This is a genomic window from Streptomyces sp. NPDC045026, from assembly GCF_056432625.1.
The window spans coordinates 394332-419494 of sequence record NZ_JBWKIS010000004.1 but is presented as its reverse complement, the minus strand read 5'-3'; the positions used below and the strand labels follow the sequence as shown (position 1 = coordinate 419494).

21 protein-coding genes are annotated in these 25163 nt (G+C 71.8%); 8 read left to right on the top strand and 13 right to left on the bottom strand.

The window, feature by feature from the left end; all coding sequences use genetic code 11:
* Positions 1-74: 74 nt before the first annotated feature.
* The 4 genes from AC07EJ_RS12410 to AC07EJ_RS12395 all read right to left on the bottom strand — a co-directional run bounded on the left by AC07EJ_RS12410 (position 75) and on the right by AC07EJ_RS12395 (position 4287).
* Positions 75-1025, bottom strand: a complete 951-nt coding sequence (locus AC07EJ_RS12410) for a cytochrome c oxidase assembly protein (RefSeq protein WP_389476794.1) — start codon at positions 1023-1025, stop codon at positions 75-77.
* A gap of 103 nt (positions 1026-1128) precedes the next feature.
* Positions 1129-2154, bottom strand: a complete 1026-nt coding sequence (locus AC07EJ_RS12405; RefSeq protein ID WP_389476792.1) for a 6-phosphofructokinase — start codon at positions 2152-2154, stop codon at positions 1129-1131.
* A gap of 142 nt (positions 2155-2296) precedes the next feature.
* A complete protein-coding gene (locus tag AC07EJ_RS12400; protein WP_362908853.1) occupies positions 2297-3025 on the bottom strand; it encodes a type 1 glutamine amidotransferase in 729 nt (242 codons plus the stop codon).
* 23 nt (positions 3026-3048) lie between these two features.
* Positions 3049-4287, bottom strand: a complete 1239-nt coding sequence (locus tag AC07EJ_RS12395) for a Mur ligase family protein (RefSeq protein WP_100597528.1) — start codon at positions 4285-4287, stop codon at positions 3049-3051.
* A 141-nt stretch (positions 4288-4428) separates the two neighbouring features.
* On the opposite strand from AC07EJ_RS12395, the gene def reads away from it, so the two are divergent.
* Positions 4429-4980: a peptide deformylase gene (def, locus tag AC07EJ_RS12390; RefSeq protein WP_389476789.1), complete on the top strand. Its 552-nt coding sequence runs from the start codon at positions 4429-4431 to the stop codon at positions 4978-4980.
* Positions 4981-5054: 74 nt separating this feature from the next.
* Here the strand turns inward: def and AC07EJ_RS12385 are convergent, their stop codons facing one another.
* On the bottom strand, positions 5055-5711 hold the full coding sequence (locus tag AC07EJ_RS12385) for a TetR/AcrR family transcriptional regulator (RefSeq protein WP_389476787.1): 657 nt from the start codon (positions 5709-5711) through the stop codon (positions 5055-5057).
* Between the two features lie 163 nt (positions 5712-5874).
* Here AC07EJ_RS12385 and AC07EJ_RS12380 point away from each other — a divergent pair, with 163 nt between their 5' ends.
* The gene (locus tag AC07EJ_RS12380) at positions 5875-7104 is read left to right on the top strand and encodes an acyl-CoA dehydrogenase family protein (protein ID WP_478884180.1); all 1230 of its coding nucleotides are present in this window, start codon (positions 5875-5877) and stop codon (positions 7102-7104) included.
* A gap of 62 nt (positions 7105-7166) precedes the next feature.
* Here the strand turns inward: AC07EJ_RS12380 and AC07EJ_RS12375 are convergent, their stop codons facing one another.
* The 3 genes from AC07EJ_RS12375 to AC07EJ_RS12365 all read right to left on the bottom strand — a co-directional run bounded on the left by AC07EJ_RS12375 (position 7167) and on the right by AC07EJ_RS12365 (position 13888).
* Positions 7167-9359 (bottom strand): alpha-N-acetylglucosaminidase, encoded by a 2193-nt coding sequence (locus AC07EJ_RS12375; protein ID WP_478884179.1) that lies wholly within the window; start codon positions 9357-9359, stop codon positions 7167-7169.
* Positions 9360-9677: 318 nt separating this feature from the next.
* Positions 9678-11021 (bottom strand): SWIM zinc finger family protein, encoded by a 1344-nt coding sequence (locus AC07EJ_RS12370; protein WP_478884178.1) that lies wholly within the window; start codon positions 11019-11021, stop codon positions 9678-9680.
* Positions 11018-13888, bottom strand: a complete 2871-nt coding sequence (locus tag AC07EJ_RS12365) for a DEAD/DEAH box helicase (RefSeq protein ID WP_389476779.1) — start codon at positions 13886-13888, stop codon at positions 11018-11020. The genes AC07EJ_RS12370 and AC07EJ_RS12365 overlap by 4 nt, the downstream gene beginning before the upstream one ends.
* A gap of 344 nt (positions 13889-14232) precedes the next feature.
* Here AC07EJ_RS12365 and AC07EJ_RS12360 point away from each other — a divergent pair, with 344 nt between their 5' ends.
* Together AC07EJ_RS12360 and AC07EJ_RS12355 are read left to right on the top strand one after the other, a co-directional pair.
* The gene (locus AC07EJ_RS12360) at positions 14233-15288 is read left to right on the top strand and encodes a fatty acid desaturase family protein (RefSeq protein ID WP_389476777.1); all 1056 of its coding nucleotides are present in this window, start codon (positions 14233-14235) and stop codon (positions 15286-15288) included.
* Between the two features lie 321 nt (positions 15289-15609).
* Positions 15610-15792 carry a hypothetical protein gene (locus tag AC07EJ_RS12355; RefSeq protein WP_389476775.1) on the top strand — a complete coding sequence of 61 codons (183 nt, stop codon included), beginning with the start codon at positions 15610-15612 and terminating at the stop codon, positions 15790-15792.
* Positions 15793-15825: 33 nt separating this feature from the next.
* Here the strand turns inward: AC07EJ_RS12355 and AC07EJ_RS12350 are convergent, their stop codons facing one another.
* The 4 genes from AC07EJ_RS12350 to AC07EJ_RS12335 all read right to left on the bottom strand — a co-directional run bounded on the left by AC07EJ_RS12350 (position 15826) and on the right by AC07EJ_RS12335 (position 19537).
* Entirely contained in the window at positions 15826-17229 is a 1404-nt protein-coding gene (locus tag AC07EJ_RS12350) for a tannase/feruloyl esterase family alpha/beta hydrolase (protein WP_478884177.1), read from the bottom strand.
* A gap of 234 nt (positions 17230-17463) precedes the next feature.
* Positions 17464-18444, bottom strand: a complete 981-nt coding sequence (locus AC07EJ_RS12345) for a hypothetical protein (RefSeq protein WP_389476771.1) — start codon at positions 18442-18444, stop codon at positions 17464-17466.
* A 179-nt stretch (positions 18445-18623) separates the two neighbouring features.
* A complete protein-coding gene (locus tag AC07EJ_RS12340) occupies positions 18624-18920 on the bottom strand; it encodes a hypothetical protein (RefSeq protein ID WP_389476769.1) in 297 nt (98 codons plus the stop codon).
* A gap of 86 nt (positions 18921-19006) precedes the next feature.
* Positions 19007-19537: a PadR family transcriptional regulator gene (locus AC07EJ_RS12335; protein ID WP_389476767.1), complete on the bottom strand. Its 531-nt coding sequence runs from the start codon at positions 19535-19537 to the stop codon at positions 19007-19009.
* A gap of 135 nt (positions 19538-19672) precedes the next feature.
* On the opposite strand from AC07EJ_RS12335, the gene AC07EJ_RS12330 reads away from it, so the two are divergent.
* On the top strand, positions 19673-20437 hold the full coding sequence (locus AC07EJ_RS12330; RefSeq protein WP_389476955.1) for an alpha/beta fold hydrolase: 765 nt from the start codon (positions 19673-19675) through the stop codon (positions 20435-20437).
* A 60-nt stretch (positions 20438-20497) separates the two neighbouring features.
* Here AC07EJ_RS12330 and AC07EJ_RS12325 read toward each other — a convergent pair whose 3' ends face one another.
* Positions 20498-21097 carry a class I SAM-dependent methyltransferase gene (locus AC07EJ_RS12325; protein WP_389476765.1) on the bottom strand — a complete coding sequence of 200 codons (600 nt, stop codon included), beginning with the start codon at positions 21095-21097 and terminating at the stop codon, positions 20498-20500.
* A 245-nt stretch (positions 21098-21342) separates the two neighbouring features.
* Here AC07EJ_RS12325 and AC07EJ_RS12320 point away from each other — a divergent pair, with 245 nt between their 5' ends.
* Genes AC07EJ_RS12320 through AC07EJ_RS12310 form a run of 3 tightly spaced genes read left to right on the top strand, consistent with a single transcriptional unit; the run spans position 21343 to position 25147 of the window.
* The gene (locus AC07EJ_RS12320) at positions 21343-22116 is read left to right on the top strand and encodes an MHYT domain-containing protein (protein ID WP_389476763.1); all 774 of its coding nucleotides are present in this window, start codon (positions 21343-21345) and stop codon (positions 22114-22116) included.
* Between the two features lie 56 nt (positions 22117-22172).
* The gene (locus AC07EJ_RS12315) at positions 22173-24713 is read left to right on the top strand and encodes a sensor histidine kinase (RefSeq protein WP_478884176.1); all 2541 of its coding nucleotides are present in this window, start codon (positions 22173-22175) and stop codon (positions 24711-24713) included.
* Positions 24710-25147, top strand: a complete 438-nt coding sequence (locus tag AC07EJ_RS12310) for a roadblock/LC7 domain-containing protein (RefSeq protein ID WP_389476759.1) — start codon at positions 24710-24712, stop codon at positions 25145-25147. Before AC07EJ_RS12315 ends, AC07EJ_RS12310 begins: the two co-directional genes overlap by 4 nt.
* Positions 25148-25163 lie beyond the last annotated feature (16 nt).

The following is a 25163-nucleotide window of genomic DNA, read 5'->3' as shown; positions in this document are numbered from 1 at the left end:
CTCCCGGTAACCCGGACGGCGCAGCGCCCGGACCACGGCTGAACACCATGGTCACCCCTCAGGGGCGCCGGGCGCTACTGGCCGCGCGTGTTCAGTGAGGCGAGATACGCGTTGTACGCGACCAGCTCCTGGTCGCCGTCGCGGTCCGCGGCCCGGTCCTTGCGGCGCGCCTGCCGGTCCTCGGACTTCTTCCACTGGAACAGCAGCGCCAGCAGCACGAGCACCGAGGGCACCTCGCTGAACGCCCAGGCGATGCCGCCCGCCGCGGTCTGGTCCGCCAGCGCGTCGATCCCGAGCGAGGCCGGCGGGTGCTCGTACGTGCCGATCATCGGCCCGGACGCCATCATCAGGGCGATGCCGAAGAACGCGTGGAAGGGCATGCCCGCGAAGAGCTCCAGCATCCGCATCACATAGCCGGGGCGGTGCGGGCCCGGGTCCACGCCCATGATCGGCCAGAAGAAGACCAGGCCGACGGCGAGGAAGTGCACCATCATCCCGATGTGTCCGACCTTCGAACCCATCAGGGTGTCGAAGATCGGCGTGAAGTAGAGCGCGTACAGGCTCGCGATGAACAGCGGGATCGTGAACGCGGGATGCGTGATGATCCGCATGTACCGGCTGTGCAGCAGCATCAGGAGCAGCTCGCGCGGCCCCTTGGTGCCGCGCCGCGCCACCGGCATCGCCCGCAGCGCGAGCGTGATCGGGGCGCCCATCAGGAGCAGGATCGGCGACAGCATGCTGATCACCATGTGCTGCACCATGTGCACGCTGAACATGACCATGCCGTAGTCGTTCAGCTTGGTGCACATCACCAGCATCACGGTCAGCACGCCGATGACGAACGACAGCGTGCGGCCTACCTGCCAGCTGTCACCGCGCCGCGCGAGCCGCACGACGCCCCAGCCGTACAGGCCGAGCGCCACCAGGCACCCGATCAGGAAGAAGGGGTCCGCCGACCATGCGAGGCCTCGCCCCAGCGTGAACGGCGGCAGATCCATGTTCATGCCGTGCCCGCTGTGATCCATCCGCCGGCTCCTGATTGGTACTGGTTGTGGGCTGTCTGTCCGCACCAGAGTAGAACTGCCCCCGGTCGCGGCTGCGACCGGGGGCAGACTCTTCAAGAGCGAACTACAGAACGCACTCCGCCTCGGCGTACCGCTCCTGCGGAACGGTCTTCAGCGTCTCGACGGCCTCGGCGAGCGACACCATCACGATGTCCGTGCCGCGCAGCGCCGTCATCATGCCGAACTCGCCGCGGTGCACGGCCTCGACGGCGTGCCAGCCGAAGCGCGTGGCGAGCACACGGTCGTACGCGGTGGGGGTGCCGCCGCGCTGGACGTGACCGAGGATCACCGGGCGGGCCTCCTTGCCGAGGCGCTGCTCCAGCTCGCCGGAGAGCCGCGTGGCGATGCCCGCGAAGCGCTCGTGGCCGTACATGTCCTTGACGCCCTCGTCGAACTCCATGGAGCCGGGGGCGGGCTTGGCGCCCTCGGCGGCCACGACGATGGCGAACTTCTTGCCCGCGGAGAACCGCTCGCCGACCTTCGCGGCCAGCTCCTCGATGTCGAAGGGGCGCTCCGGCACGACGATGGCGTGCGCGCCCGCCGCCATGCCCGAGTGCAGCGCGATCCAGCCGGTGTGACGGCCCATGACCTCGACGATCAGGACGCGCTGGTGGGACTCGGCCGTCGTCTTGAGGCGGTCGAGCGCCTCGGTCGCGACGCCGACGGCCGTGTCGAAGCCGAAGGTGACGTCGGTGACCGCGATGTCGTTGTCGATCGTCTTCGGCACACCCACGATCGGGAGGCCGCCGTCCGACAGGAGGCGGGCCGCCTTCAGCGTGCCCTCTCCGCCGATCGGGATGATCGCGTCAAGACCCAGCTCCTCGACATGGCCCCTGGCCCGCTCCACGCCGTCGCGCAGATGCGCGGGCTGGACCCGCGACGAGCCGAGGATCGTGCCGCCGCGAGCGAGGATGCCGCCCACCGCGTCCAGGTCGAGCTTGCGGTAGTCGCACTCCAGCAGGCCCTTCCAGCCGTCGTGGAAGCCGATGACCTCGTCGCCGTGGTCGACGACGGCACGGTGCACGACTGAACGAATCACGGCGTTCAGGCCGGGGCAGTCTCCGCCGGAGGTGAGGACACCAATACGCATAGCCCGAGAACCTTTGCAAAGTGGGCCGATGACCGGACCACTTTGTCCGGCTGGATCCCCGCCACCCTACCGGCGGCAGGGGGCGGGGCCGCACCTGACGTCCGCCTGCTGGACGGACCCGCTCACTTGTGCGGGACAGCGATCAGGCGGGCTGCTGCGCCGCCGAGATCCGCTCGTTGCGCAGCGCCTCGTACCAGCGGTCGTCGACCGGCGGGAGCGCGTTGACATCGAGGGCCAGCTTCAGGAGCAGGTCCGCGATCAGCGGGTTGCGGGCGAGGACGGGGCCGTGCATGTACGTGCCGAACACGGTGTCGTTGAACGCGCCCTCCGTGCCGTCACCCGTGCCGTTGCCCCGGCCGATCTGCACGCGGGCGAAGGGCCGCGCCGACGGGCCGAGGTGCGTGATGCCCTGGTGGTTCTCGAAGCCCGTCAGCGGCGGGAGCCCCAACTGCGGGTCGATGTCGCCCAGTACGTCGCCGACGCACCGCTCGCCCTCGCCACGCGTGGACACCACGTCGAGCAGGCCGAGGCCCTGCTCGCGCTCGCCCAGGTCGTTGATGAACTCGTGGCCGAGGATCTGGTAACCGGCGCAGACCGAGAAGACGATCGCGCCGTTGGCCACGGCCCGCTGGAGACCGCCGTCACGGCGCAGCCGCTCCGCGGCGAGACGCTGCGGCCGGTCCTCACCGCCGCCGATCAGATAGATGTCGCCGGAGGTGGGAATCGGCTGGTCGCTGCGGACGTCGAGGCGGTGCACGTCGAGGCGGCGCTGGCGGGCGCGGCGCTCCACGACGAGGGCGTTGCCCTGGTCGCCGTACGTGCTCAGGAGGTCCGGGTAGACCCAGACCAGACGAAGGCCGTTGTCGCTCATGCTCATGAATCCTCTGCGGGGTCTCAGTTGCCGACGCGGCGGCGGACGTCCTGGAACGCGGTGTAGTTGGCGATCAGCTCGATCCGCCCGGGCGGGGCGGACTGCACCGCCTCGTCGACGCTCTCGCAGACCCGAAAGTCCAGGCCGGCGACCTCGAGCCGGACGGCGAGGTCGAGCCTGCGGTCGCCGATCACGAAGATCGGGTGACCCGCCAGACGCGTGTAGTCGACGTCCCACAGCCAGGAGGTGTCGGTGCCGTCGGCGCCGCGCGCGTTGACCGAAAGGATCACCGGGGTCGGCGGCGGGTCGATCAGGGAAAACGTTTCGAGCCAGCCCGCCGGGTTCTTCGCGAGCAGCAGACGCAGGTCGCGGCCGAGGAACTGCACGACGTCGTAGCGTCCCGCGACTGCCTGCACCTGGTACATGCGCTCGAGAGCCACCTGGGGCGGCACCCCGAAGCACGCGGCGACGGCGGCCGACGAGGTCGCGTTCGCCTTGTTGGCGCGGCCGGGGAGCTGGAGGTGGATCGGCCAGGCCGAGCCGTGCGGGTCGAGGACGTAGTCGCCCTGGAGCGCCCAGCTGGGCGTCGGACGGCGGAAGCCGCACTCGCCGCAGTACCAGTCGTCGCCGGGGCGCTGCATCACGCCGCCGCACGACGGGCAGGACCACGCGTCGTCCTTCCACTCCTGCCCTGCGGCGACCCACACCACGTTCGGCGAGGAGGACGCGGCCCAGACGACCAGCGGGTCGTCCGCGTTCGCGATCACGATCGCCTTCGAACCGGCCAGGCCCTCACGCCACTTCTCGGCGAGCATGCGGGTCTCGGCGGCGCGGTCGAGCTGGTCGCGCGAGAGGTTGAGCAGCGCGATCGCCTTGGGGGCGGTGTCGCGGGCGACGCCCGCGAGGTACTTCTCGTCGACCTCGATCACGCCGAACTTCGCGTCCGAGCCGCCGGCGAGTGCCGAGGTGATGCCCGCGGGCATGTTCGCGCCGAGCGCGTTCGACACGACGGGGCCGGCGGCGCGCAGGGCCTCCGCGATCAGCCGGGTGGTGGTGGTCTTGCCGTTCGTCGCCGAGACGAGCACCACGTCCAGATGCTGCGCAAGCCGCCCGAGCAGCTCGGGGTCGAGCCTGAGCGCGACCTTGCCGCCGATCACCGATCCGCTGCCGCGGCCCGCCGCGCGGGACACCGCCGCGGCCGCCTTGCCCGCCGTGACGGCCAGCTTGGCCCGCGGAGTCAGCGGCTCCGAGTTGCCTGACATCGTTCTGGATCCTCCTTGCGTACGGCGCCGCGCCTGCCCCCGGCATCGCTTGGTGGAGTCAGCCTATCGAGATCCACCTTTGCGCCCGAACCGCGGCACCACCCCGGATCCGGGGTTCGCTCTGACCGTACCCTTACGGCCATGCGACACGGCTCGATCCCGGGCGCCTCCGGGCGCGTACGACCCCTGACCCTGCTCGGTGATCCCGTGCTGCACACGCCCTGCGAGGAGGTGACAGATTTCGGCCCCTCGCTCGGCCGTCTCGTGGAGGACCTCTTCGCGACGATGTACGCCGCCCAGGGCGTGGGCCTCGCGGCGAACCAGATCGGCGAGTCCGCGCGGGTGTTCGTGTACGACTGCCCCGACGACGAGGACGTCCGCCACCTCGGGTACGTCGTGAACCCGCGCCTCGTCGACGCGGACGGCGTGGTCGTACGCGGCCCGGAGGGCTGTCTCTCGCTGCCGGGCCTGGAGGCGGGCACACCCCGCTTCGACCACGCCCGCGTCGAGGGCGTGGACCTGCGGGGCGAGCCTGCGGTGGTGCACGGCACCGGCTGGTTCGCCCGCTGCCTCCAGCACGAGTGCGACCACCTGGAGGGGCGGCTCTACACGGACCGCGTCACGGGGTGGCGCCGCCGCAGGGTCCTGCGTCGGGCGGCGCGGGCCCCCTGGGCGACCGACGCGGCGTCCTGAGGCTCCTTGGGCCAGGGCCTCTCGTTCGGATCAGGCCGGATCAGTTCGGAATCAGGCCGGATCAGGGAGCGGCCCTAGAACCCCGGCCCGCCCGCCTTGTCGCCCGCCGCGGCGAGCCTGCCCCACAGCAGGTCGGCGAGGCTGCGCACCAACTCGGTTCGCGAGCAGGGCCTTTCGCCGAGCCACCAGTCGCCCGCGGCGTGCATCATGCCGACGATCCCGTGGCCCCAGACCCGCGCGAGCTGCTGGCTGCCGGGGCCGAGGTCGACGCGCTCCTCGATGACCTCGGCGAGCTCCTCGCCCATGCGGCGCAGCAGAGGAGCGGAGTGCTTGCCGACGTAGAAGCCCTGCTCGCCCGGCGCCGTGCTCTCGGACACGCTCTCCGAGGGATGCATGAGGAAGCGGTACACCTGAGGCCGCGCCTCGATCGCCGCGAGATAGGTGTCGAGCGTCGACTCGACCCGCTCGCGGCGCTCCGCCGGGGCGTCGAGCGCGGCCCGAAGCGAGGCGAGGAGCGCGTCGGTGTGACGCTTGGCGAGCGCGGCGTAGAGGCCGCCCTTGTCGCCGAAGTGCCGGTAGAGGATCGGCTTGGTGATGCCCGCCTCGGCCGCGATGGCGTTCATGGACGCACCGGGCCCGTCGCGGAGCACCACGCGGTCCGCGGCCTCCAGCAGCTCTCGCCGCCGGCGCTCGGCAGACGACTGCTGTTCCGTCCGCTGTGTGGTCTCCATGAGGTTCTCCCCGCCCGTGCGATGGCCTGACGCACGCGAAACGTAACACTCGACGGTCTCGGGGCATCGAACGGGCTGCCGGGAGTTGACAGGTGCTACTGGCGAGTAACAGACTGCCGTTACCGCAAGTAACGTCTGAAGTGTACGCAGTGCTGGAGGGGACATGGCCGAGTTCACGATGGATCTGAACGACGAGCAGAAGGAAGTCAGGGACTGGCTCCACGGGTTCGCCGCCGATGTGATCCGTCCCGCGGCCGCCGAGTGGGACGAGCGCGAAGAGACGCCGTGGCCCGTCATCCAGGAAGCCGCGAAGATCGGAATCTACTCCCTGGACTTCTACGCGCAGCAGTTCTTCGACCCGACCGGTCTCGGCATCCCGATGGCCATGGAGGAGCTCTTCTGGGGCGACGCGGGCATAGCCCTGTCGATCGTCGGCACCGGACTCGCCGCGGTCGGCGTCCTCGCCAACGGCACCGAGGAGCAGATCGGCACCTGGATCCCCCAGATGTACGGCGACGCCAACGACGTCAAGGTCGCCGCCTTCTGCTCGTCCGAGCCGGACGCCGGATCCGACGTCGCCTCCATGCGTACCCGCGCGGTCTACGACGCGACCAAGGACGAGTGGGTCCTCAACGGCACCAAGACCTGGGCGACCAACGGCGGCATCGCCAACGTCCACGTCGTCGTGGCCGTCGTCGACCCCGAGCTCGGCTCCAAGGGCCACGCCTCCTTCATCGTTCCGCCGAACACGCCGGGCCTGTCCCAGGGGCAGAAGTTCAAGAAGCACGGCATCCGCGCCTCGCACACCGCCGAGGTCGTTCTCGAGGACGTGCGCGTGCCCGGCTCCTGCCTGCTCGGCGGCAAGGACAAGCTCGACGAGCGCATGGCACGCGCGCGTGAGCGCGCCGAGGCCGGTGGCGGCGAGCGCGTGAAGAACGCGGCCATGGCCACGTTCGAGGCGTCCCGCCCGGCCGTCGGCGCGATGGCGGTGGGCACGGCCCGCGCCGCGTACGAGGAGGCCCTGGAGTACGCCAAGACGCGTACGCAGTTCGGCCGCCCGATCATCGACAACCAGGGCGTCGCCTTCCAGCTCGCCGACATGCGCACCCAGATCGACGCGGCGCGACTCCTGGTGTGGCGTGCCTCCTGGATGGCGACCACGGGCAAGAAGTTCGAGTCGGCCGAGGGCTCCATGTCGAAGCTCTTCGCGAGCGAGACCGCCAAGAAGGTCACCGGCCAGGCCATCCAGATCCTCGGCGGCAACGGCTTCACCCGCGAGTACCCGGTCGAGCGCATGCACCGCGACGCCGCGATCTACACGATCTTCGAGGGCACCAGCGAGATCCAGCGCCTCGTGATCGCCCGCACGCTCTCGGGTCTGCCGATCCGCTAGCCGAGTCGGCCGGTGCCCTTCGCGCGGCGGAGGGCACCGGCTTCCGCGGTTGTGCCGCGTGGTCAGAGCCGTGCGGCGACCTTGCGGGCGATGCGGACGACGTCGCCGGAGGGCCGTGCGGAGTACGCCGGGTGGTCGCGGATCCAGCCGTCCTCCAGGGCGTACCAGTCGACCGGCCGCGGTGTCGTGCCATCGGTGAGGGCAACCGCGAGCCCGTCGAAGTAGGTCCGCCAGCGCAGCGTGTAGAGGCCGCCCACGAGCCCGGCCCACTCGCGGTTCGCGTAGTCGTGCAGCCCGCCGTCGTCGGCGCCCGAACGCGGGCCCCAGACCGTCACCAGAGACACGGCGTCGTACTCGAGACGGTCCCGCTCCTCCTCGTCGGCGCCCCAGGCGCGCGCGTCGGCGATCCAGCGCCCCAGCAGATGGCGCGGCTGCGTGGCGACGGTCTCCTCCAGCAGCCCGAGCCAGCCGAACCACTCACCGGTCAGCTCCTCGAACGCCCCGCGGTCCTCGGCGTCGAACGCGGCCTTGATCCGCGGCAGCAGGACGCGGCTGCGGTGCGAGATCGTCTGCCGGGTGACGTCCATCAGGTCGTAGGCGTACGCGGAGCTGCGGCGCAAGGCCGGTGCGACCGCGAGCAGTTCGGGCAGGGCCCGCGCGAACTCCTCGGGGTCGTAGCGCAGCGCGCCCGGCGACCAGGACGCCGCGCTGGAGACGTCCAGGGCGGGCCGGGCGCCGAACAGGCCGTCGTGACCCTCGCTCCAGCTGTCCGCGCGCGTGGTGCCGTACGCGGTGCGGCGCAGGATGTCCCAGGCGGCCACCGCGTGCGCGTCGTGCCCGCCGTAACGCTGCGCCGGCCACTGCTCGAACCAGCTCTTCAGCTCGACGGAGCCGTCCGTCCACGGCAGATCGCTGAAGAGGGCGAACGCGGCCGGATTATTGTCGGCGCCCTCGGGCATGAGCGCGATGCCGTCCAGGGCGCTGTTCTCCTTGGTGTGCCAACTCTCGTACAGCGAGGCCCAGTCGGGGGTGTTGGCGCCCATCGTCGTGTGGCCGCCGAAGTTCCAGATCGAGCCGAAGGCGTAGGGCGTGCCCGCCCAGTCCTCTTCGCGGTCGGTCACCGTGGGGAAGCGGTCGGAGAGGCCGTCGACGATGAACATCTTCGAGCGGTCGACGGCGTCGAGGATGTCGCGGCGCGGGTTGGTCTGCCAGCCGAGGATGTTCCAGATCGCGCCGGGATGGGCGGTGCGCAGCGCCTTCTCCACCGCCTTCGCGGCCTCGCCCACCGGCACGTCCCCCGGCTTGCCGCCCTCGTGCAGCAGGTCGAGTTTGTACATGGTGGTGTCGCCGAGCAGTTCGCTCTGCACGCGGTAGAAGGTCTCCGCGATCCTCGCGAAGTGCGGGTCTCGCGGGTCGAGCCAGTCGGGGCGCGTGAAGCCGACCCAGTCGCCCTGAGGGACGATGTGCGCGCCAGAATTCCGGTCGGCGAAACCGGGCGGGACGGTACCGAAGTAACCGGGGAACACCGGGGTCATGCCGAGCTCGCGGATCCGGCGGACGATTTTGCGGGCGAGCGCCGCACGCCGGTCGAGGAGCCTGCGCGACACGGGGCCGCCGAAGCCGGACATGTTCTGGAGCAGCCACCACGGCTGGTGGGCCGGGCCCGCGATCCACGCGCGCATCTCGGCGTCCTCGTAACCGAATTCCTGGAACGTGCGGTCGTAGACGGTGTCGGCGCCGAGGTGCACGAGGACCTCGTTGAAGCCGTGCAGCGCGAGCACGTCGAGCTCGCGCTCCCAGTAGTCCCAGCCGTGATACGGGCCTGTGTAGCCGTCGTTGGTGTCGTTGAAGGCGAACCGGTGGGCGACGTTCGCGCCGCGCGCCAGGGGCGCGGCGAGAGCGGGCAGCCGCGCTGGCAGGGACTCCGTCTGCTCGCCGTTCCACGAGAAGTGCGCGTGGGCGTGGTGGCGCAGATAGTGGTGGAAGCCGGTCAACTGCACGGCGGGTGTGGTGCCTTCGACGAGGATGCGGCCTCTGGACCCCGACACCCTGAACGCGTCCCCTCCGCCGCGGTCGGGGCGGGGGAGGGTGCGGAAGGTGACCTGGTCGTGGTGGCGCGGCAGCAGCCGGGCCAGGGCGTCGGCGGCCGGGGCGTGCGAGGCCGCTCCGCTCCCGGCGCGGGCCCCTGAGGCGGACACGGTGAGCGCGGCGGTGGAGCCGAGGGCGGTGAGCACGGTACGGCGGCCGATGTTCATGGAGCACTCCAAGCGCGTGAGTGGACTGGACCACTTGCGCCGCGGATCTTACGGAGGGCGGGGAAGGTTCGGTAGGGAGCGCGAGTAAGCGCTTGCGGGTTGCTCCCTGTACTCGCTGTAGGGGGTTGCTGGAGGGGAGGGTTCGGCCGGGGTGTGTGCTGGTGCGTGGTCGCCCCGGCCGGAGGTCATTCGTCCCCGGTGGCGGCCGACAGTGCTGCGGCCGGGTCGTGGGCGGCGGGCTCCGACGGGAGCCGGTGGTTGCTGGAGGGGAGGGTTCGGCCGGGGTGTGTGCTGGTGCGTGGTGACCCCGGCCGGAGGTCATTCGTCCCCGGTGGCGGCCGACAGCGCCGCGGCCGGGTCGTGGGCCGCAGGGCCCGCCGGGAGCCAGCGGCCGCGGTGCTTGCGGTACGGCCACCAGCGGCCGTCGCGGCCGAGCCGCACCTGCGCGCCCGTGCCGGTGGCCGTCCACCGGTTGCGGGCCGCCCGCAGCGGCGGGCGCTCCCCGGCGTCCCAGGCCGCTTCGACGGCGGTACGCGCGCGTGCCGCCGTCTCTGCGTCCGGCGTCCACTCGTCCTCCAGGACGGACAAGGCGGCGGTGCCCCCGTGTTCCCAGGCCGACACGGCCGCCGCGAGACCTTCGCGGACCCGCCCCGATCCGTCGGCGAGCCTGGCCCCGATCCGCGCCTCGGGGGAGCCCGCAGCCAGCCGGACCGCATCCTGATCCATCGTCAATTCGGCTTCCGGAGCGCGTAGTTCATGGCCCGGTGCCAGCGCATCCGTCAGCATCCGGTGTGCCTCGGCCGCTGCCCGCGCGCCGAGGAACTCCAGCGCCGCCACATCCGTCCCGGCAGGCGGCTCCGTCTCCGTGTCCAGGGACGGCACGCGCCCCACCTCGGGCGGCACCGGGGGAGCGGCCGGCAGCGGGGGCAGGATGCTCCCCGCCGCGAAAGCCTCCGTGGCGGCGACGCCGTCCGCGTGCACCGGTCCTTCGTCGGTCTCCTCGTCGATGGACCCGGCCGAGGCGGACGCCACGCTGCGCACCTGGAGTTCGTCGAGCAGTGCCCGCTCGCCGCGCCCGCGCATCAGCAGCAGCACGAACGGATCCTGGTCGAGGAGACGGGCCAGCTGGTAGCAGAGCGCCGCCGTGTGGGCGCAGTGGTCCCACGCGTCACACCCGCAGCGCGGCTCCAAGTCGCCGATACCCGGAAGGAGTTCCACTCCGGCCGCCGCCGCGTCCTCGACCAGGTGCGGCGGCATCTCACGGTCGAGCAGAGCCGCGATGTGCCCGGCTCGTTCGACCGCCATCCCGAGGAACCGGTGCCACTCCTCCTCGCTCAGCCGTTGCAGCAGCACGTCCGCGCGGTACGCGGCGCCGCCCCGGTCCTGGACGACCGCAGTGACCCGACCGGGCCGCACCGAGACGGCCCCCACGGAACCGGCGCGCGCGAGTCCGCGCCCTGCCTTCAGCTGCTGGAGGTCGAGGGCGGTGTCCTCCAGCGCCTTGAGCCAGGTCAGTCCCCACCACGACTGCGCGAAGCCGCGTCCCTGGACAGGCGGCAGCGCCGCGAAGACACGCTCCTCCGCCGCGTCGGCCCCCTCGCCATGGTTTTCCTCTTCGCTGTCGAACAGGTCGTCTTCGCCGTATTCGTGGCGGTCCGTCATCGTGCGCCCCCTCGCAGCTCGACCAGATCGGCGAGTTCGGAATCGGTCAGTTCGGTCAGGGCCGCCTCGCCGGAGCCGAGCACCGCATCCGCCAACTCCCGCTTGCGGACCAGCATGTCGGCGATCCGGTCCTCGATCGTCCCCTCCGCGATCAGCCGGTGGACCTGCACGGGCCTGTGCTGCCCGATCCGGTACGCGCGGTCCGTCGCCTGCGCCTCGACCGCCGGGTTCCACCAGCGGTCGTAGTGCACGACGTGTTCGGCGCGGGTGAGGTTGAGGCCCGTACCGGCAGCCTTCAGCGACAGTAGGAAGACCGGCACCTCGCCCTCCTGGAAGCGCCCCACCATCGCCTCGCGCGCGGCGATGGGCGTGCCGCCATGGAGGAACTGCGAGGCCACACCGCGAGCCGCCAGATGGCGCTCGATCAGGCGCCCCATCTGCACGTACTGCGTGAAGATCAGCACGCTCGCGTCCTCGGAGAGGATCGTGTCGAGCAGTTCGTCGAGCAGTTCCAGCTTGCCGGAGCGGCCGGGGACGCGCGGCTCGTCCTCCTTGAGGAACTGGGCCGGGTGGTTACAGATCTGCTTGAGCCCCGTGAGGAGTTTGACGATCAGTCCGCGCCGGGCGATGCCGTCCGCGCCGGAGATCTCGGCGAGCGTCTCGCGCACCACGGCCTCGTAGAGCCCGGTCTGTTCGGTGGTGAGCGACACGGCGCGGTCGGTCTCGGTCTTCGGCGGGAGCTCGGGCGCGATGCCGGGGTCCGACTTGCGGCGCCTGAGTAGGAAGGGCCGCACGAGTTGGGACAGGCGCTGGGCCGCCGCCGGGTCCTTGCCCTCCTCCACCGCGCGCGCGTAACGCGTACGGAACGTGCCGAGCTTTCCGAGCAGCCCCGGGGTCGTCCAGTCGAGGATCGCCCACAGCTCGGACAGGTTGTTCTCCACGGGAGTGCCGGTGAGCGCCACGCGCGCGCGTGCCCCGATGGTCCGCAGCTCCTTCGCGGTCGCCGAGTGCGGGTTCTTGACGTGCTGCGCCTCGTCGGTGACGACCATGCCCCAGTCGGTGCCCGCGAGTTGCGCGGCGTCGAGCCGCATCGTGCCGTATGTGGTGAGCACGAACTCGCCGGGGCCGAGGTCGTCCAGGCTTCGGCGCCCGCCGTGGAAGCGGCGCACGGGGGTGCCGGGTGCGAACTTCTCGATCTCGCGCTGCCAGTTGCCCATGAGGGACGTAGGGCACACGACAAGGGTCGGGGCGGCGGTCTCCGGGACGATCTGCCGGTGCAGATGGAGGGCGATCAGCGTGATCGTCTTGCCGAGGCCCATGTCGTCGGCGAGGCAGGCGCCGAGGCCGAGGGACGTCATCCGGGCCAGCCAGTTCAGGCCGCGCAGCTGGTAGTCGCGCAGCTCGGCGGCCAGCGCGGCGGGCTGTCCGACGGGCTCCATGCCTTCCGGGTCGGCGAGCCGCTCCCGCAGATCGGCCAGCCAGCCCGTCGGGTGGACGTCGACGCGGCGGCCGTCGACCTCAGTGGAACCCGTCAGGACCGCGCCCAGCGCGTCGATCGGCGTGACCTTGCGGTCCTGGTGCTCACGGGCGCGCCGGGCCTCCTCGGGGTCGATGAGGACCCACTGGTCGCGCAGCCTGACGACGGGCCGGTTGGCCTCGGCCAGCCGGTCGAGCTCGTCCCGGCTCAGCTCCTGGTCGCCCAGCGCGAACCGCCAGTTGAAGGCGAGGAGGGCATCCGCCGCGAGGAACGACGGGGTGTCTGTCCGGAGCCGGTCCGGGTCTTCCCCTCCGGGTGACCCTTCGTCCGGAGGACCGATGACCGCGCGTGCGCTCAGCCGGCGCGCCAGCTGCCGGGGCCAGTGCACGTCGACGCCCGCCGCGGCGAGGGCCCGTGCCCCGGCGCCCAGCAGGTCGGCGATCTCCTCGTCCGCCAGGTCGAGCGCGTCCGGCACGGCGGCCGAGAGCAGCGGCGCGAGGGGTGCCCAGGCGCGGGCGGCGCCCCGCAGCGCGAGCAGGGCGTCCATGCGTGCCCGCGGCCCGAATGCCGTGGCCGCAGCGCCCGACGCCGCCCAGACCTCGGCGGTGTCGGCGACCAGTGCGGGGTCGCTGACGCTGTGCATCTGGAGCACGGCGCGGAAGGCGACGCGCTCCTCGTCCGCGGCCCCCGGCACGGCGAGGTCGAGGCCGGCCACCTCGACGCGCAGCGAGATCCGCACGCCCGCGTCGTGTCCCGCGGCGACATCGGCGGCCCAGGCACGGTGTTCGGGCACCGGCTGCGGCTCGGGTGCGGCGAAGGCCCGCGCGCCCGCTGCGAGGCTCGCCGCGGGGGAGCGGGGCAGGGTGTCGGCGACGGCGTCGAGGAAGGCGCGCAGCAGCGCCTCGGGGGCGGGGAGACGGAGCGGCCCCGGACCGTCCAGGGGCGTCGCGTGGGCCTCGGGAGGCATCGCTGCGGCCAGCTCCCTGACCCGCTCCAGGTCCTCGGCCCGCAGCGGGCCCGCGCGCCAGGCGTCGTGATCGGTCGCGGTGAGTCCGGGCAGCAGCAGGCCGCGCGCCGTGAACTGGAGGGCGAGCACGGAGGCGGCGCCCCAGAAGAGGGTGGTCGGGTGCGCCTGTGCGGTGGCACGCGCGCGCGTGAGGACGGGTAGTGCGGCGCGTACGGGCAACAGGAGGGCCGGTACGGACTCGCGCTCGGCACCGGCTTCCCCGGGCACGGCAAGGCTGAGCTCCTCGGGCGTGCCCGCCTCGGTGTGCGGAGCCCGGCCGCCGTCGGGGCGCCAGAAGGCGACTCTTCCATTGCGTGCCGGGTCGCCGGGCACGAAGACAGCGCAACAGCGGACCAGTTCGGAGATCTCGGGGAGTGTTGCCACGGGACGCCTGTGGGCAGCGATGACGTATTCCTCAAATTTGACTACCGGGCGGAATCGCCGAGGCTACCCGAAGAATCCGCCTGGCCTGGCACGTCACAAGGTGACGTCGGTCACCCTCGTCCGAAAGGGGTGTAGCTAGCCCCCCTTCGGAGGCGGTGCTAACCCCGCGCACAGTCGGGTGGTGGCCTCATGGTGGCCAAGGCCGCTGATTCCTAGGTTTGTTGAGGTCAGGCCGTCTCGTGAGCAGGGCGTCCGGACAGTACGCCATTCCCCACCCCGTCGCCACATCCTCCGCCGTGCCCATCCCGCGCCTGTTGCCATGCCCAGAGACCGGAGACCTCGCCATGACCCTGGCCGTCGAACCCGTAGTGGACCATTCCTCAGGTGCGACCGGGACGCAGCCGAGAGGCAGCGATTTCACGCCGCTGCTGCGGACCGTCAAGAGCCAGGACCTCCTGGAGCGGCGCACCGGCTGGTACGTGCGCAACATCGCGCTGAACGCCCTGTCCCTCGCGGCCGTCGGCACGGGTATGGCCCTCATCGGCGGTTCCTGGTGGGTCCTCGCGCTCGCGCCCGTCCTCGCGGTGCTCTGCGCACGCACCGCTTTCGTGGGGCACGACGCCGGCCACGCCCAGATCACCGGCAACCGCGCCGTGAGCCGGGTCATCGGGCTCATCCACGGCAATCTGCTGCTCGGCATGAGCTACAGCTGGTGGAACGACAAGCACAACCGGCACCACGCCAACCCCAACCACATCGACAAGGACCCCGACGTAGCCGCCGACGTCCTCGTCTTCACCAGCAAACAGGCCGCGACCCGCTCCGGCTTCCGCCGCTGGCTCACCCGCAACCAGGCGTGGCTCTTCTTCCCGCTGACCCTCCTGGAGGGCCTCGCCCTGAAGCTGTACGGCTTCCAGGACCTGCGCCGCCAGCCCCCGCGCGAACGCGCCGTCGAAGGACTGTTCCTCGTCGCCCACGTCGTCGGCTACGTAGTCCTGCTCCTGACCACCATGCCGCTCGGCCACGCCCTCGCCTTCGCGGCGATCCACCAGGCACTCTTCGGTCTCCACCTCGGCATGGCCTTCGCGCCGAACCACAAGGGCATGGAGATGCCCGACCCGGACGGCGAACGCTGGGGCCACCTGCGCCGACAGGTCCTCACCTCCCGCAACATCAAGGGCGGCGCACTGACCGACTGGTTCCTCGGCGGCCTCAACTACCAGATCGAGCACCACCTCTTCCCGAGCATGCCGCGCCCCCACCTGTGCCTGGCCCAGCCCCTCGTCAAGGCCCACTGCCGCGACCTGGGCATCCCCTTCACGGAGACCGGCCTCGTCGACTCCTACCGGCAGGCCCTGCGCCACATGTACGAGGTCGGGGAGCCGCTGCGCATGGAGTGAGCCGGCGCATGGAACGAGCCGGCGCACGGAACGAGGCGCTGTCCGGGTGGGTCCGGCCGCCCCTGCGCAGCCCTTGGCCCCGGGTTCCTCGCCCGGGGCTCAGGGCGTGCGTGTCGGATGGGGATGCCGGAGGCTGCCTGGGACTCTCCGCGACTGCCTGGGGCTGCGCGGGGCTCGGGGGTGCGTCAGGGTGGAGGCTCAGGGGTGTCTCAGGGTCGTGAACAGGAACCGCTTGGACGGCGAGTCCGTTTCAGAGAGTAGAGGCGGGGGCCCGCCTCTCATGGCGAGGGCGCTTTGCAGCCCCCGAAGGAGGCGACGGACATGTCGAGGAACGCGAAGATCGCCGCAGGAGGTGTGGCGGCCGGACTCATCCTGTTGATCTGGCTGCCCTGGTGGGTGTCACTCCTGATCGTGCTCGGGGTGCCCACGGCGGCCTACCTGGCGCTGGACCCCTCCCAGCGGCGCAGGCTCCGCCGCGCCTCACGCAGGGAGATAGGCCGCTGACAGGCCGGGCTACAGGCGGGGCTACGGGCAGGGCTATGGGCGGGCGGCAGCTGCCGCTGCCGTCACCGAGCAGCCGTTGACGACGTCGCCGGCCGCCGGCCTGGCGATGGTGTGGTCGGCGGGCGGCCGCGCGCCGTCCTCCACCCACGCGGTGAGCACGTCGAACGCGGACCGGTAGCAGGGCAGCACGGGCCGCAGCCGGTCGGGATAGGTGTCGTAGAGGCCGTCGGTGTGCGTGCCGTCCTGCACGGTGTACGAGCGGTGCAGGCGGGCGCGCCCCCGGTCGTCGACCATTCGCCCGTACACATCGGAGTCGGCCGCGATCGGCAGCAGGGTGTCCAGGTCGCCCTGGAGCGTGATCAGCGGCTTGCCGATCCGCCCGCTCAGCGCGACCCGCGCGACGGCGCGGTGCACCGAGGCGGGGCGTGCCGCGTAGTCGTAGGAGGCGTCGGAGGCGCACGGTGCGAGCAGCTCGTCCGTCGTCGAACCTGCTGACGGGCCAGGGCACTTGGCGTCGTACGAGGGGTCGAACTCGGCTCGGTAGACCTTCTGCGTGAGCCCCCAGTAGGCCTTCTGGTGGTAGGCCCAGAGGAATTCGGAGCCGCGCGCGAAGCCCACGCGGTACAGATCGTCGTCGTCGGCCTTCCCGAGCCCGTACGCGACGGCGGTCGGCAGGGACGTGAGCGGGTTCGGGCCGTCCGCGGTCCAGAGGGTGCCCTCCCAGTCGACGCCGCCGTCGTACAACTCGGGATGGTTCTCCAGCTGCCAGCGCGTCAGATAACCGGCGTTGGAGATCCCGGTCATGTAGGTCCGCCGCGGGGCCCGCCCGTAGCGCTGTGCCACGGCCTTCTTCGCCGCCCTGGTGAGCTGAGTGGTCCGGTTGTTCCATTCGACGATCGCGTCGCCGGGGCGCTTTCCGTCGCGGTAGAAGTCGGGGCCGGTGTTGCCCTTGTCGGTGGCCGCGTAGGCGTAACCCTGGGCCAGGACGCGGTCGGAGATCGCCGCGTCCGTCGAGAACTGCTTTCGGTTGCCGGGAGAGCCGGTCACCACGAGGCCGCCGTTCCAGTGGTCGGGCAGCCTGATCACGAACTGCGCGTCGTGCTGCCAGCCGTGCGTCGAATTCGACCTGGAGTCGTCCGGGAAGTACCCGTCGATCTGCGAACCGGGGACGCCGGAAGGGTTGCGGGTCCCCTTCGCGGTGAGGCCCGCCTGGTCGGCGGTGTCGGTGTACGGGGTGCCGGCCAAGGCCGATGTCGTCAAGTCGTCCAGGCAGGTGCTCTGTTGAAGGGCGGCACCCGGGACGTGCACCCGCTCCTGACGAGCGCAGTGTGCCCCGCCCCCACCGCTCTCCGTGGCGGCTCCCGCGGGCACCGGCCCCGAGACGGCGAGCGCCAACACGGCCGTGGCGAAGAGGGGAACTGTTCCGGGCACGCGCATGGGGAGCCTCCGCGACGACGAGGGACCGGCAGGGGTGACGAGCGGGGCCATCGTGCGGGCGGGGCGGCGCACCGGGCCATGGGCCGGCGCCACATGGGAGAGAGGGGCGGTATGTGGGGCGAGGGAGGGGGGAGGAGATGCCGAGGTACGCGGCATTGGGAGAGGCAGGGCTCGGCCGCGTGAACCCGGGGCCAGGCCACGCAGCGGGCCGCCGGTGGCCCGCTGCGGGAGGCTTCAGGAGGGGCGTACGGCCATCTTGTCGAGCGCTTCCAGGAGGCCGGGCAGCTCGGGGCCCCGCCCGACGGGCAGCACTTCACCGGGCTCGTCGTCCAGCAGCACGAACGCGATGTCGTCCGTCCGGGCCACCATCGACCAGCCGGGACCGTCGGCCCGGAGGGTCCGGGCATCCCCGGACGCGAACGCCGACCGGACCCGGCCCAGGGGCGGAGGGCAGTCCACGTAGGCGCGTACCTCGGCGAGGACCCGCCGGATGCCCGCGTGCGGGGCGCGCGTGCTCTGCGCCTCGGAGTCGCTTCCGGGGGGAGCGGTGGCCGAGGTGTTGTCGGCGGCGTCGCCGGAATCGATGGTGGTGGAAGCGGAAGCGGCGGGGGTTGCCGTGCTGTCGGCGTCCGTGTCGCCTGCCTCCTTCGAGGCCTCCGCACCGGCCGCGCCCTCGGAGCCCTCCGAGCCGGCCGGGCTGTCCGTCAGGAACGCACTGTCGTCGATCTGGTCCCGCCAGGACGCCCACTGGAGGGCGATCTCGTCGGCGCCGAGGCGTCGTTGGGCGGGGCCCCACGTCTCCGTGTTCGGCGGCGTGAGAGGCGGACCGTCCATGATCTCCGGGTCGTGTTCCGGGTCGTGCGGGGCGGGGACGCCCGGCGCGGAAACGGAAAGGGCCAGCGGCCACCCCGGCATGGCCGAGACCACCGTGCGCTCGTCGGGCGACAACTCGTACTCCATGCCGCAGTCCCAGGACGCGATGGCGACGGCGACGAGGGACACGTCGTCTATGACGACGGTCCAGCGTGCCCCCGTCCCGTCCTGCCCGAGCACGAGCCCGTACCCGTCGGCGAGGGGCGCGAGCCCGAGCGCGGCGCATGCCTCCGGGTAGTCGTCCCCGAGCACACTGGGGAACTTCGCAGGGGTCAGCAACACCGCCGTCAGTACGTACAGCGCGTCGTCCCCGGCGGCGACCGTGTCGTCCGTCCCGGCCATGCCAGCCTCCCCTGAGCTTTCTCCGTCGGCGCACCCTAACCAGTCGCGGTGGAGATCGTCGAGGGCGTTGAGCTGGAAATTCTCCCGAAGGACCCGCCGTGGCGCCCAGTGGGCGGACCCTGCCAAGATCCCGTGCGCACTTCGTGTGCCTCCCGTGGAGAGCCGGCGGGCGAGGCCGGTCAGGTGGCGGCGGGCAGGCCGAGCAGCGCCCGCGCCACCTCCTGGGGCGACTCGTCGCGCTCCCGCGCGAGCGCGACGACTGCCCGGCACGCGAGTTCGTTGATGCCGAACGTCAGGGCCTCCGGAGATACCCAGGTCGCGGCCTCGGCGAGCCTGTCCTCGTCGTCCTCGACCGATGCCGAGACGTAGGTTGCCGCCGCCTCGAAGAGGTTCGGCGGGCGCTTGCGCGGCGGCGCCGCGACGCTCGCACCGGCCGGTGTCCGTGCGGCCAAGGCCTTGCGGAGTCTGTCGAACATGTACGCCACCTTCCCTCAGTGCGGTGTGCGACGGTGCGTCACCTCATCAACGTAGAGCTGGAGTTCGAGCGTCAGAAGGGTTTCGCCTACGTACGTGTCCGCAAGTCCGCGAGGGTGGAGCGCAGCCAGGCGAGTTCGGCCCGGCTGGTCGCGCGGGCGATGGTGAGGATGCCGCGGCGGAACGGGTCGTCCAACTCCTCGGCCCGCAGTGGACGTTCACCTTCGTAGAAGAAGCTGGCCGGTTCCTCCAGGAATGCCAGCCTGCGCCCGAGCACCGTCGCCTGCGCCCCCGGGTCGTCGAGGTGCCGCAGGAACGCGAGGACCGTGAACCAGCGGTTCTCGTCGGTGATGTCCGACCGGCCGGGCTCCGCCAGCCTGCCGCGAAGGTCCTCCCGGCCCGCCGTGGTCAGGCTGAGGACGTGGCGCTGGGCCGCGACCGACCCCGGCTGTGTCTCGCGGGTGAGCAGGCCCGCCTTCTCCAGGCGCTTGATCGCCGGATAGAGCGTGCTCTCGGCGACGGGTCGCACGTGGCCGGTCAGTGCCGTGATCCGTTTGCGCAGCTCGTAACCGTGCAGAGGTGCGTCGTAAAGGAAGCCGAGGATGGCGAGTTCCAGCATGCCCTCATTGTGCCGCACTCCCTCCGGCTCGGTGTACATCGGTCTGGCAATACATCGGTGGCGATGTATGCTCTACGGAGTGCCTCGTAAGGGCGGGGCTGTGCGGTTGCTGGGGAGAGGGAGTGGGGGCGCATGTTGAAGCAGGCCCGGTTCGACTCGCAGGGGAGCCACATACGCTGGGTCGAGGGCGACGGGGACGGGGCGCCGCGGGTGTACGTCCATGGGCTGGGATCCGCCTCGACCGTCTACCACGCGCATATAGCCGGCAGGCCCGAACTCGCGGGCCGTCGTTCGCTGTTCGTCGATCTGCCGGGGCACGGCATCAGTGACCGGCCCGCCGACTTCGGGTACTCGCTGGACGACCATGCCGACGCCCTGGCGGCCGTTCTCGACGCGGCCGGGGCGTCCGGTGCCGAGCTCGTCGCGCACAGCATGGGCGGCGCCGTGGCGATCGTCCTGGCCCATCGGCGCCGCGACCTCGTCTCGCGGCTGGTGCTCACCGAGGCCAACCTCGACCCGTACCCTCCCCGGGTGGAGGGCAGCAGCGGAATTGCCTCTTACGGGGAGGACGAGTACGTCACGGGCGGCGGCCACGCGCGCGTGCTCGCCAAGGTCGGCCCTCTGTGGGCGGCCACCATGCGCCTCGCGGACCCACTCGCCCTGCACCGCACCGCCGTCGGACTCGCCCGCGGGACCCGCCCCACCACGCGGCGGATGCTCATGGACCTGGACATCGACCGCCTGTATCTGCAGGGCGCGCGCAGCGGTGAACTCGCGGACCGCGCAGGCCTCGAAGCCGCGGGAGTACGCGTGCGCACCGTGCCCGATGCCGGGCACAACGTCATGTTCGACAATGCGGAGGCATTCGCCGCGGCGGTCGCGGACCACGTCCACGCCTAGCCGGGCATTGCGTCAATCCCGCACGGCACCAAATCCGTACAGCACCAAATTCGTACGGCGTCAGTCCCGGCGCTGCGCCAGTGCCAGGAAACGGGCGTCCTCGTCCACGTACGACGTCATGCGCCAGCCCGAACCGGCCAGCAGTGACCGGAGGTTCGGTTCGGCGCGCAGGTCGTCCGGGGTGAGTCGGCGGCCCTGTCGCGCGGCCAGCGCCGCCCGCCCGATGGGGTGGAACAGTGCGAGGAGCCCGCCGGGACGCACGACCCTCGCCAACTCCCGCAGATTCTCCTGGGGTTGGGGCAGGTGTGAGACGAGGCCCGAGCCGAAGACGGCGTCGAGCGACTCGGGCCGTACCGGCAGGCGCGTCACGTCGGCGAGCGCGAGTGAGCCGGCGCGATCCCGTCCCGCCCGTACGGCGGCCTCCAGCATCGCGGGGGTCAGGTCGACCCCGAGGACAGTTCCCGAAGGCCCTACGGCGTCCCTGAGCGCCGGCAGGGCGCGCCCCGTGCCGCATCCCGCGTCGAGCACCCGGTCACCCGCGCGGAGCCCCAGCTCGGAGACGGCCGCCTCGAAGGCCGGACCGTCGTCGGGGAACCGCGCGTCCCAGTCGGCCGCGCGGGCCGAGAAGAACTCCTGTACGTGCGTGTGGTCGTCGCTCATGACTCCATGATCCCTCGGGTACGGGCGTGTAGAGCGAGTACGGGCGCGTGTGTGGGGGCGTCCAAGGGATCGAAAACTCCGCATGCGACCGATGAGAACCGATGCGAACCGAAACCGCCGCATGTCGGGCGGTGCACATGTTCGAGCGTGACGCGATCGTTCTGGTGCGTCTCTCTGTCAGATTCCAGCAGCTTTCGAAATGCGCCCCTGTTGTGCGCCCCCGAGAGGTCTAGCGTCCCGGAGCCATGGGACACCTGGACCACGCCACCTTCGGCTGGCTGACCCCCGTGCTGTCATACGTGATGGCATCCATCGGCGCCGCGCTCGGTCTGCGCTGCACCGTCCGCGCCCTCGGCGCCACCGGCCGTTCGCGGCGCAACTGGCTGATCACCGCGGCGTCCGCGATCGGCACGGGCATCTGGACGATGCACTTCGTGGCGATGCTCGGCTTCGGCGTCACCGGTACGGAGATCCGCTACAACGTGCCGCTCACCGTCCTCAGCCTGGTCGTCGCCGTGGCCGTCGTGGGCGTCGGCGTCTTCGCCGTCGGCTACAGCCGCGACCGCAACCGCGCCCTCGCGCTGGGCGGACTCACCACGGGACTCGGCGTCGCGAGCATGCACTACCTGGGCATGGCGGCGCTGCGCCTGCACGGACAGGTGCGCTACGACCCGCTGCTCGTGGGGCTCTCCGTCGCCATCGCCGTCGTCGCCGCGACGGCCGCCCTCTGGGCCGGACTCAACATCAAGTCGCCCGCCGCTGTCGCGGTCGCCTCCCTCGTCATGGGCGGCGCGGTGAGCAGCATGCACTACACCGGAATGATGGCGGTGAGCGTGAAGGTCGCGTCCTCCGCAGCGGCCCTGCCCGGGGCCACGGCGATGCAATTCATCTTCCCCCTCGCCGTCGGCCTCGGGTCCTACCTCTTCCTGACGTCCGCGTTCGTCGCGCTGTCCCCCACCACGGGGGAGCGCGAGGCCTCCGCGTCGGCCCAGCGGCCCGTCGAGAGCGTCGCCCGCTGACCGCGGAACGGCGCCACCACCCTTCGCACCACGAGCGCACCACGAGCGAGGAGGCCATGCGTACACCCCGTAGGACCCCCATCAACGGCGCACCGCCCAAGCCCGCGCCTCCGTCGCGCGGACGGCGCGCGCACGCCGGACCGCCCGCGGAAGAGGACCACGGAACAGACGGCCCGTCCGTTCCTGTCGTGCCTCCCACGCGCGCGGGAGGCCGAGGGCTGCGGCCCCGTACCGTCCGCGCCAAGATCGTGTGCCTTCTGATGGTGCCCGTCGTCTCACTGCTCGCTCTGTGGGCGTACGCGACGGTCACCACCGCCCAGGACGTGGCCCGCATGCGGCAGTTGCAGCGGGTCGACTCCACGGTCCGCGGCCCGGTCGCCGACGCGGTCGCCGCGCTCCAGGCCGAACGCACCGCGGCCGTCGCCTACGCCGCCAAGCCGGCGGCCGACCGTGGTGACGACCTCAGGAAGCGCGGCTCGGCGACCGACCGGGCCGTGGCGAAGCTCCGTCTCGGCGAGGGCGGCACCGTCGCGGACGGCGCCGATCTGCCCGCGCGGCTCGGCGAGCGACTGACGGCGTTCGTCTCCGACGCCGACAAGCTGCGCCCCGTGCGCAGCGCGGTGCTCGGCCGACGCACGGGCTGGGAGGGCACATACGGGCAGTACACGAAGACGATCGGCTCGGCGTTCGCCGTGAGCGGTGCGGTGACCGGGATCCAGGACGACCGTCTCGGCTCCGACGCGCGCGTGCTGCTCGAGTTCTCACGGTCCGGCGAGATGCTCGCCCGCGAGGACTCCCTGCTCGCCGCCGCCCGTCTCTCGGGCTCGCTGGACGGGACGCGGCTGCGGCTGTTCACCGGGGCGGTCGACACCCGGCGCAACCTGGCCGAATCGGCCGTCGCCGATCTCCCGGCACCACAACGGACGGCGTGGCGCCACCTCGTGGAGGGGAGCGCGTACGGCGACGTACGCGCTGTCGAGGACAAGGCGCTCGCCGCTCGGCCCGGCCGCGCGGCGCTCGACGCGGCTCCCGCACTCACCTGGGACAGCGCGCACACGACCGTGCAGAACCGGTTCCGCTCGATCGAGGCGGACGCGGCGCGCACGGCCGCGGTCCGGGCGGATCCGTTCACCCGCGGACTGCTCACGCCCGCGGGCGCCGCCGTCCTCTTCGGCCTGCTGGCCGTCGGCGCCTCGCTCGTGATCTCCGTACGCATCGGCCGAGGCCTGGTCGTCGAACTGATCAGCCTGCGCAACAGCGCCCTGGAGATCGCCCGGCGCAAACTCCCGAACGCGATGCGGAAACTTCGCGCCGGCGAGGAGATCGACGTCCGCGCGGAAGCGCCGGAAGGCCCTCCCGCCGAGGACGAGACCGGACAGGTCGCCGAGGCCCTCGGCACGGTGCACAGGGCAGCCCTGCGCGCCGCCGCCGAACGCGCCGAACTCGCCAGCGGGATCTCCGGGGTCTTCGTCAACCTCGCCCGCCGCAGCCAGGTCCTCGTCCACCGTCAGCTCGGCCTCCTCGACACCATGGAGCGCAGGGCCGAGGACCCGAACGAACTCAGCGACCTGTTTCGCCTCGACCACCTCACGACCCGCATGAGGCGCCACGCGGAAAGCCTGATCATCCTCTCCGGAGCCGCCCCGGGCCGCGCCTGGCGCACCCCCGTATCGCTGACCAACGTGGTCCGCGCGGCGGTCTCCGAAGTCGAGGACTACGCGCGCGTGGAGCTGCGGCAACTGCCCGCCGCTTCCGTACAGGGCGCCGCGGTCGCCGACCTCACCCACCTCCTGGCCGAACTCGTGGAGAACGCCGCCCAGTTCTCCCCGCCGCACACCAAGGTGCGGGTCAGCGGCGAACCCGTCGGAAACGGCTACGCCCTGGAGATCGAGGACCGGGGCCTCGGCATGGGCAAGGAGACCCTCGCCGAGGCCAACAACCGCATCGCCCACTCCGAAGCGCTCGACCTGTTCGACAGCGACCGGCTCGGGCTCTTCGTGGTCAGCCGGCTCGCCCACCGCCACGGCATCAAGGTGCACCTGCGCACCTCGCCGTACGGCGGCACCACCACGGTCGTCCTGCTGCCCACACCTCTGATGCACGCCGGGGCCCCCGACAAGTCCGTCGGGGCGGACACCACACAGGAACACGCGACGGAGCACCACTACGCGCGCGTGCCCGACCCGGAAGCGCACCACACGAACGGCAACTCCGTGCCCGCCCAGGGGCCGCGCCCCGCCATCGCCGCCGCCGTGCACGCCGTGCCGGACAGGGACACGGCTCACGACACCCCGCCGCCCCCCGGAGTCACCGCCCTGCGCCTGCACAGGCCCGCTGCCGACGAGAGTGACTCCGAGGCACCTGACGGACTGCCCAAGCGGGTACGGCAGGCGAGCCTCGCACCCCAGCTGCGTGAGCGGCCGGAGGGCGACACCGGCGCCACACACCAGCAGGAATCCGGCGCACGCACGCCCGAACAGGCGCGGCAGCGCATGGCGGCCTTCCGTGACGGCTGGGTCCGGGGCGGCGGCCGCCCACCAGGAGCCGGCTCAGGACCCGTGCACGGCAGCGACAGCACCGAAGGAGATCCCACATGATCAAGGACCCGACCACGGACGCCGCGCCCCGGTCCGGAGAACTCGACTGGCTCCTCGACGACCTGGTGCTGCGCGTCGCCGAGCTGAGGCACGCGGTCGTCCTCTCCAACGACGGACTCGCCGTCGGCGCGTCGAGCGGGCTCGGCCGCGAGGACGCCGAGCATCTGGCCGCCGTCGCCTCCGGCTTCCACAGCCTCGCCAAGGGGGCGGGCCGGCACTTCGGAGCGGGCGGCGTCCGCCAGACCATGGTCGAGATGGACGACGGCTTCCTCTTCGTCGCCGCGGCGGGCGACGGTTCGTGCCTCGCCGTCCTCAGTACCGCCGACGCCGACATCGGCCTCGTCGCGTACGAGATGGCCCGCATGGTCAAGCGGGTCGGCGAACACCTCTACACCCCACCGCGGTTCGCCGCGCACCCGCCCGCCGCCGGATGACCGGACGGCCACGACG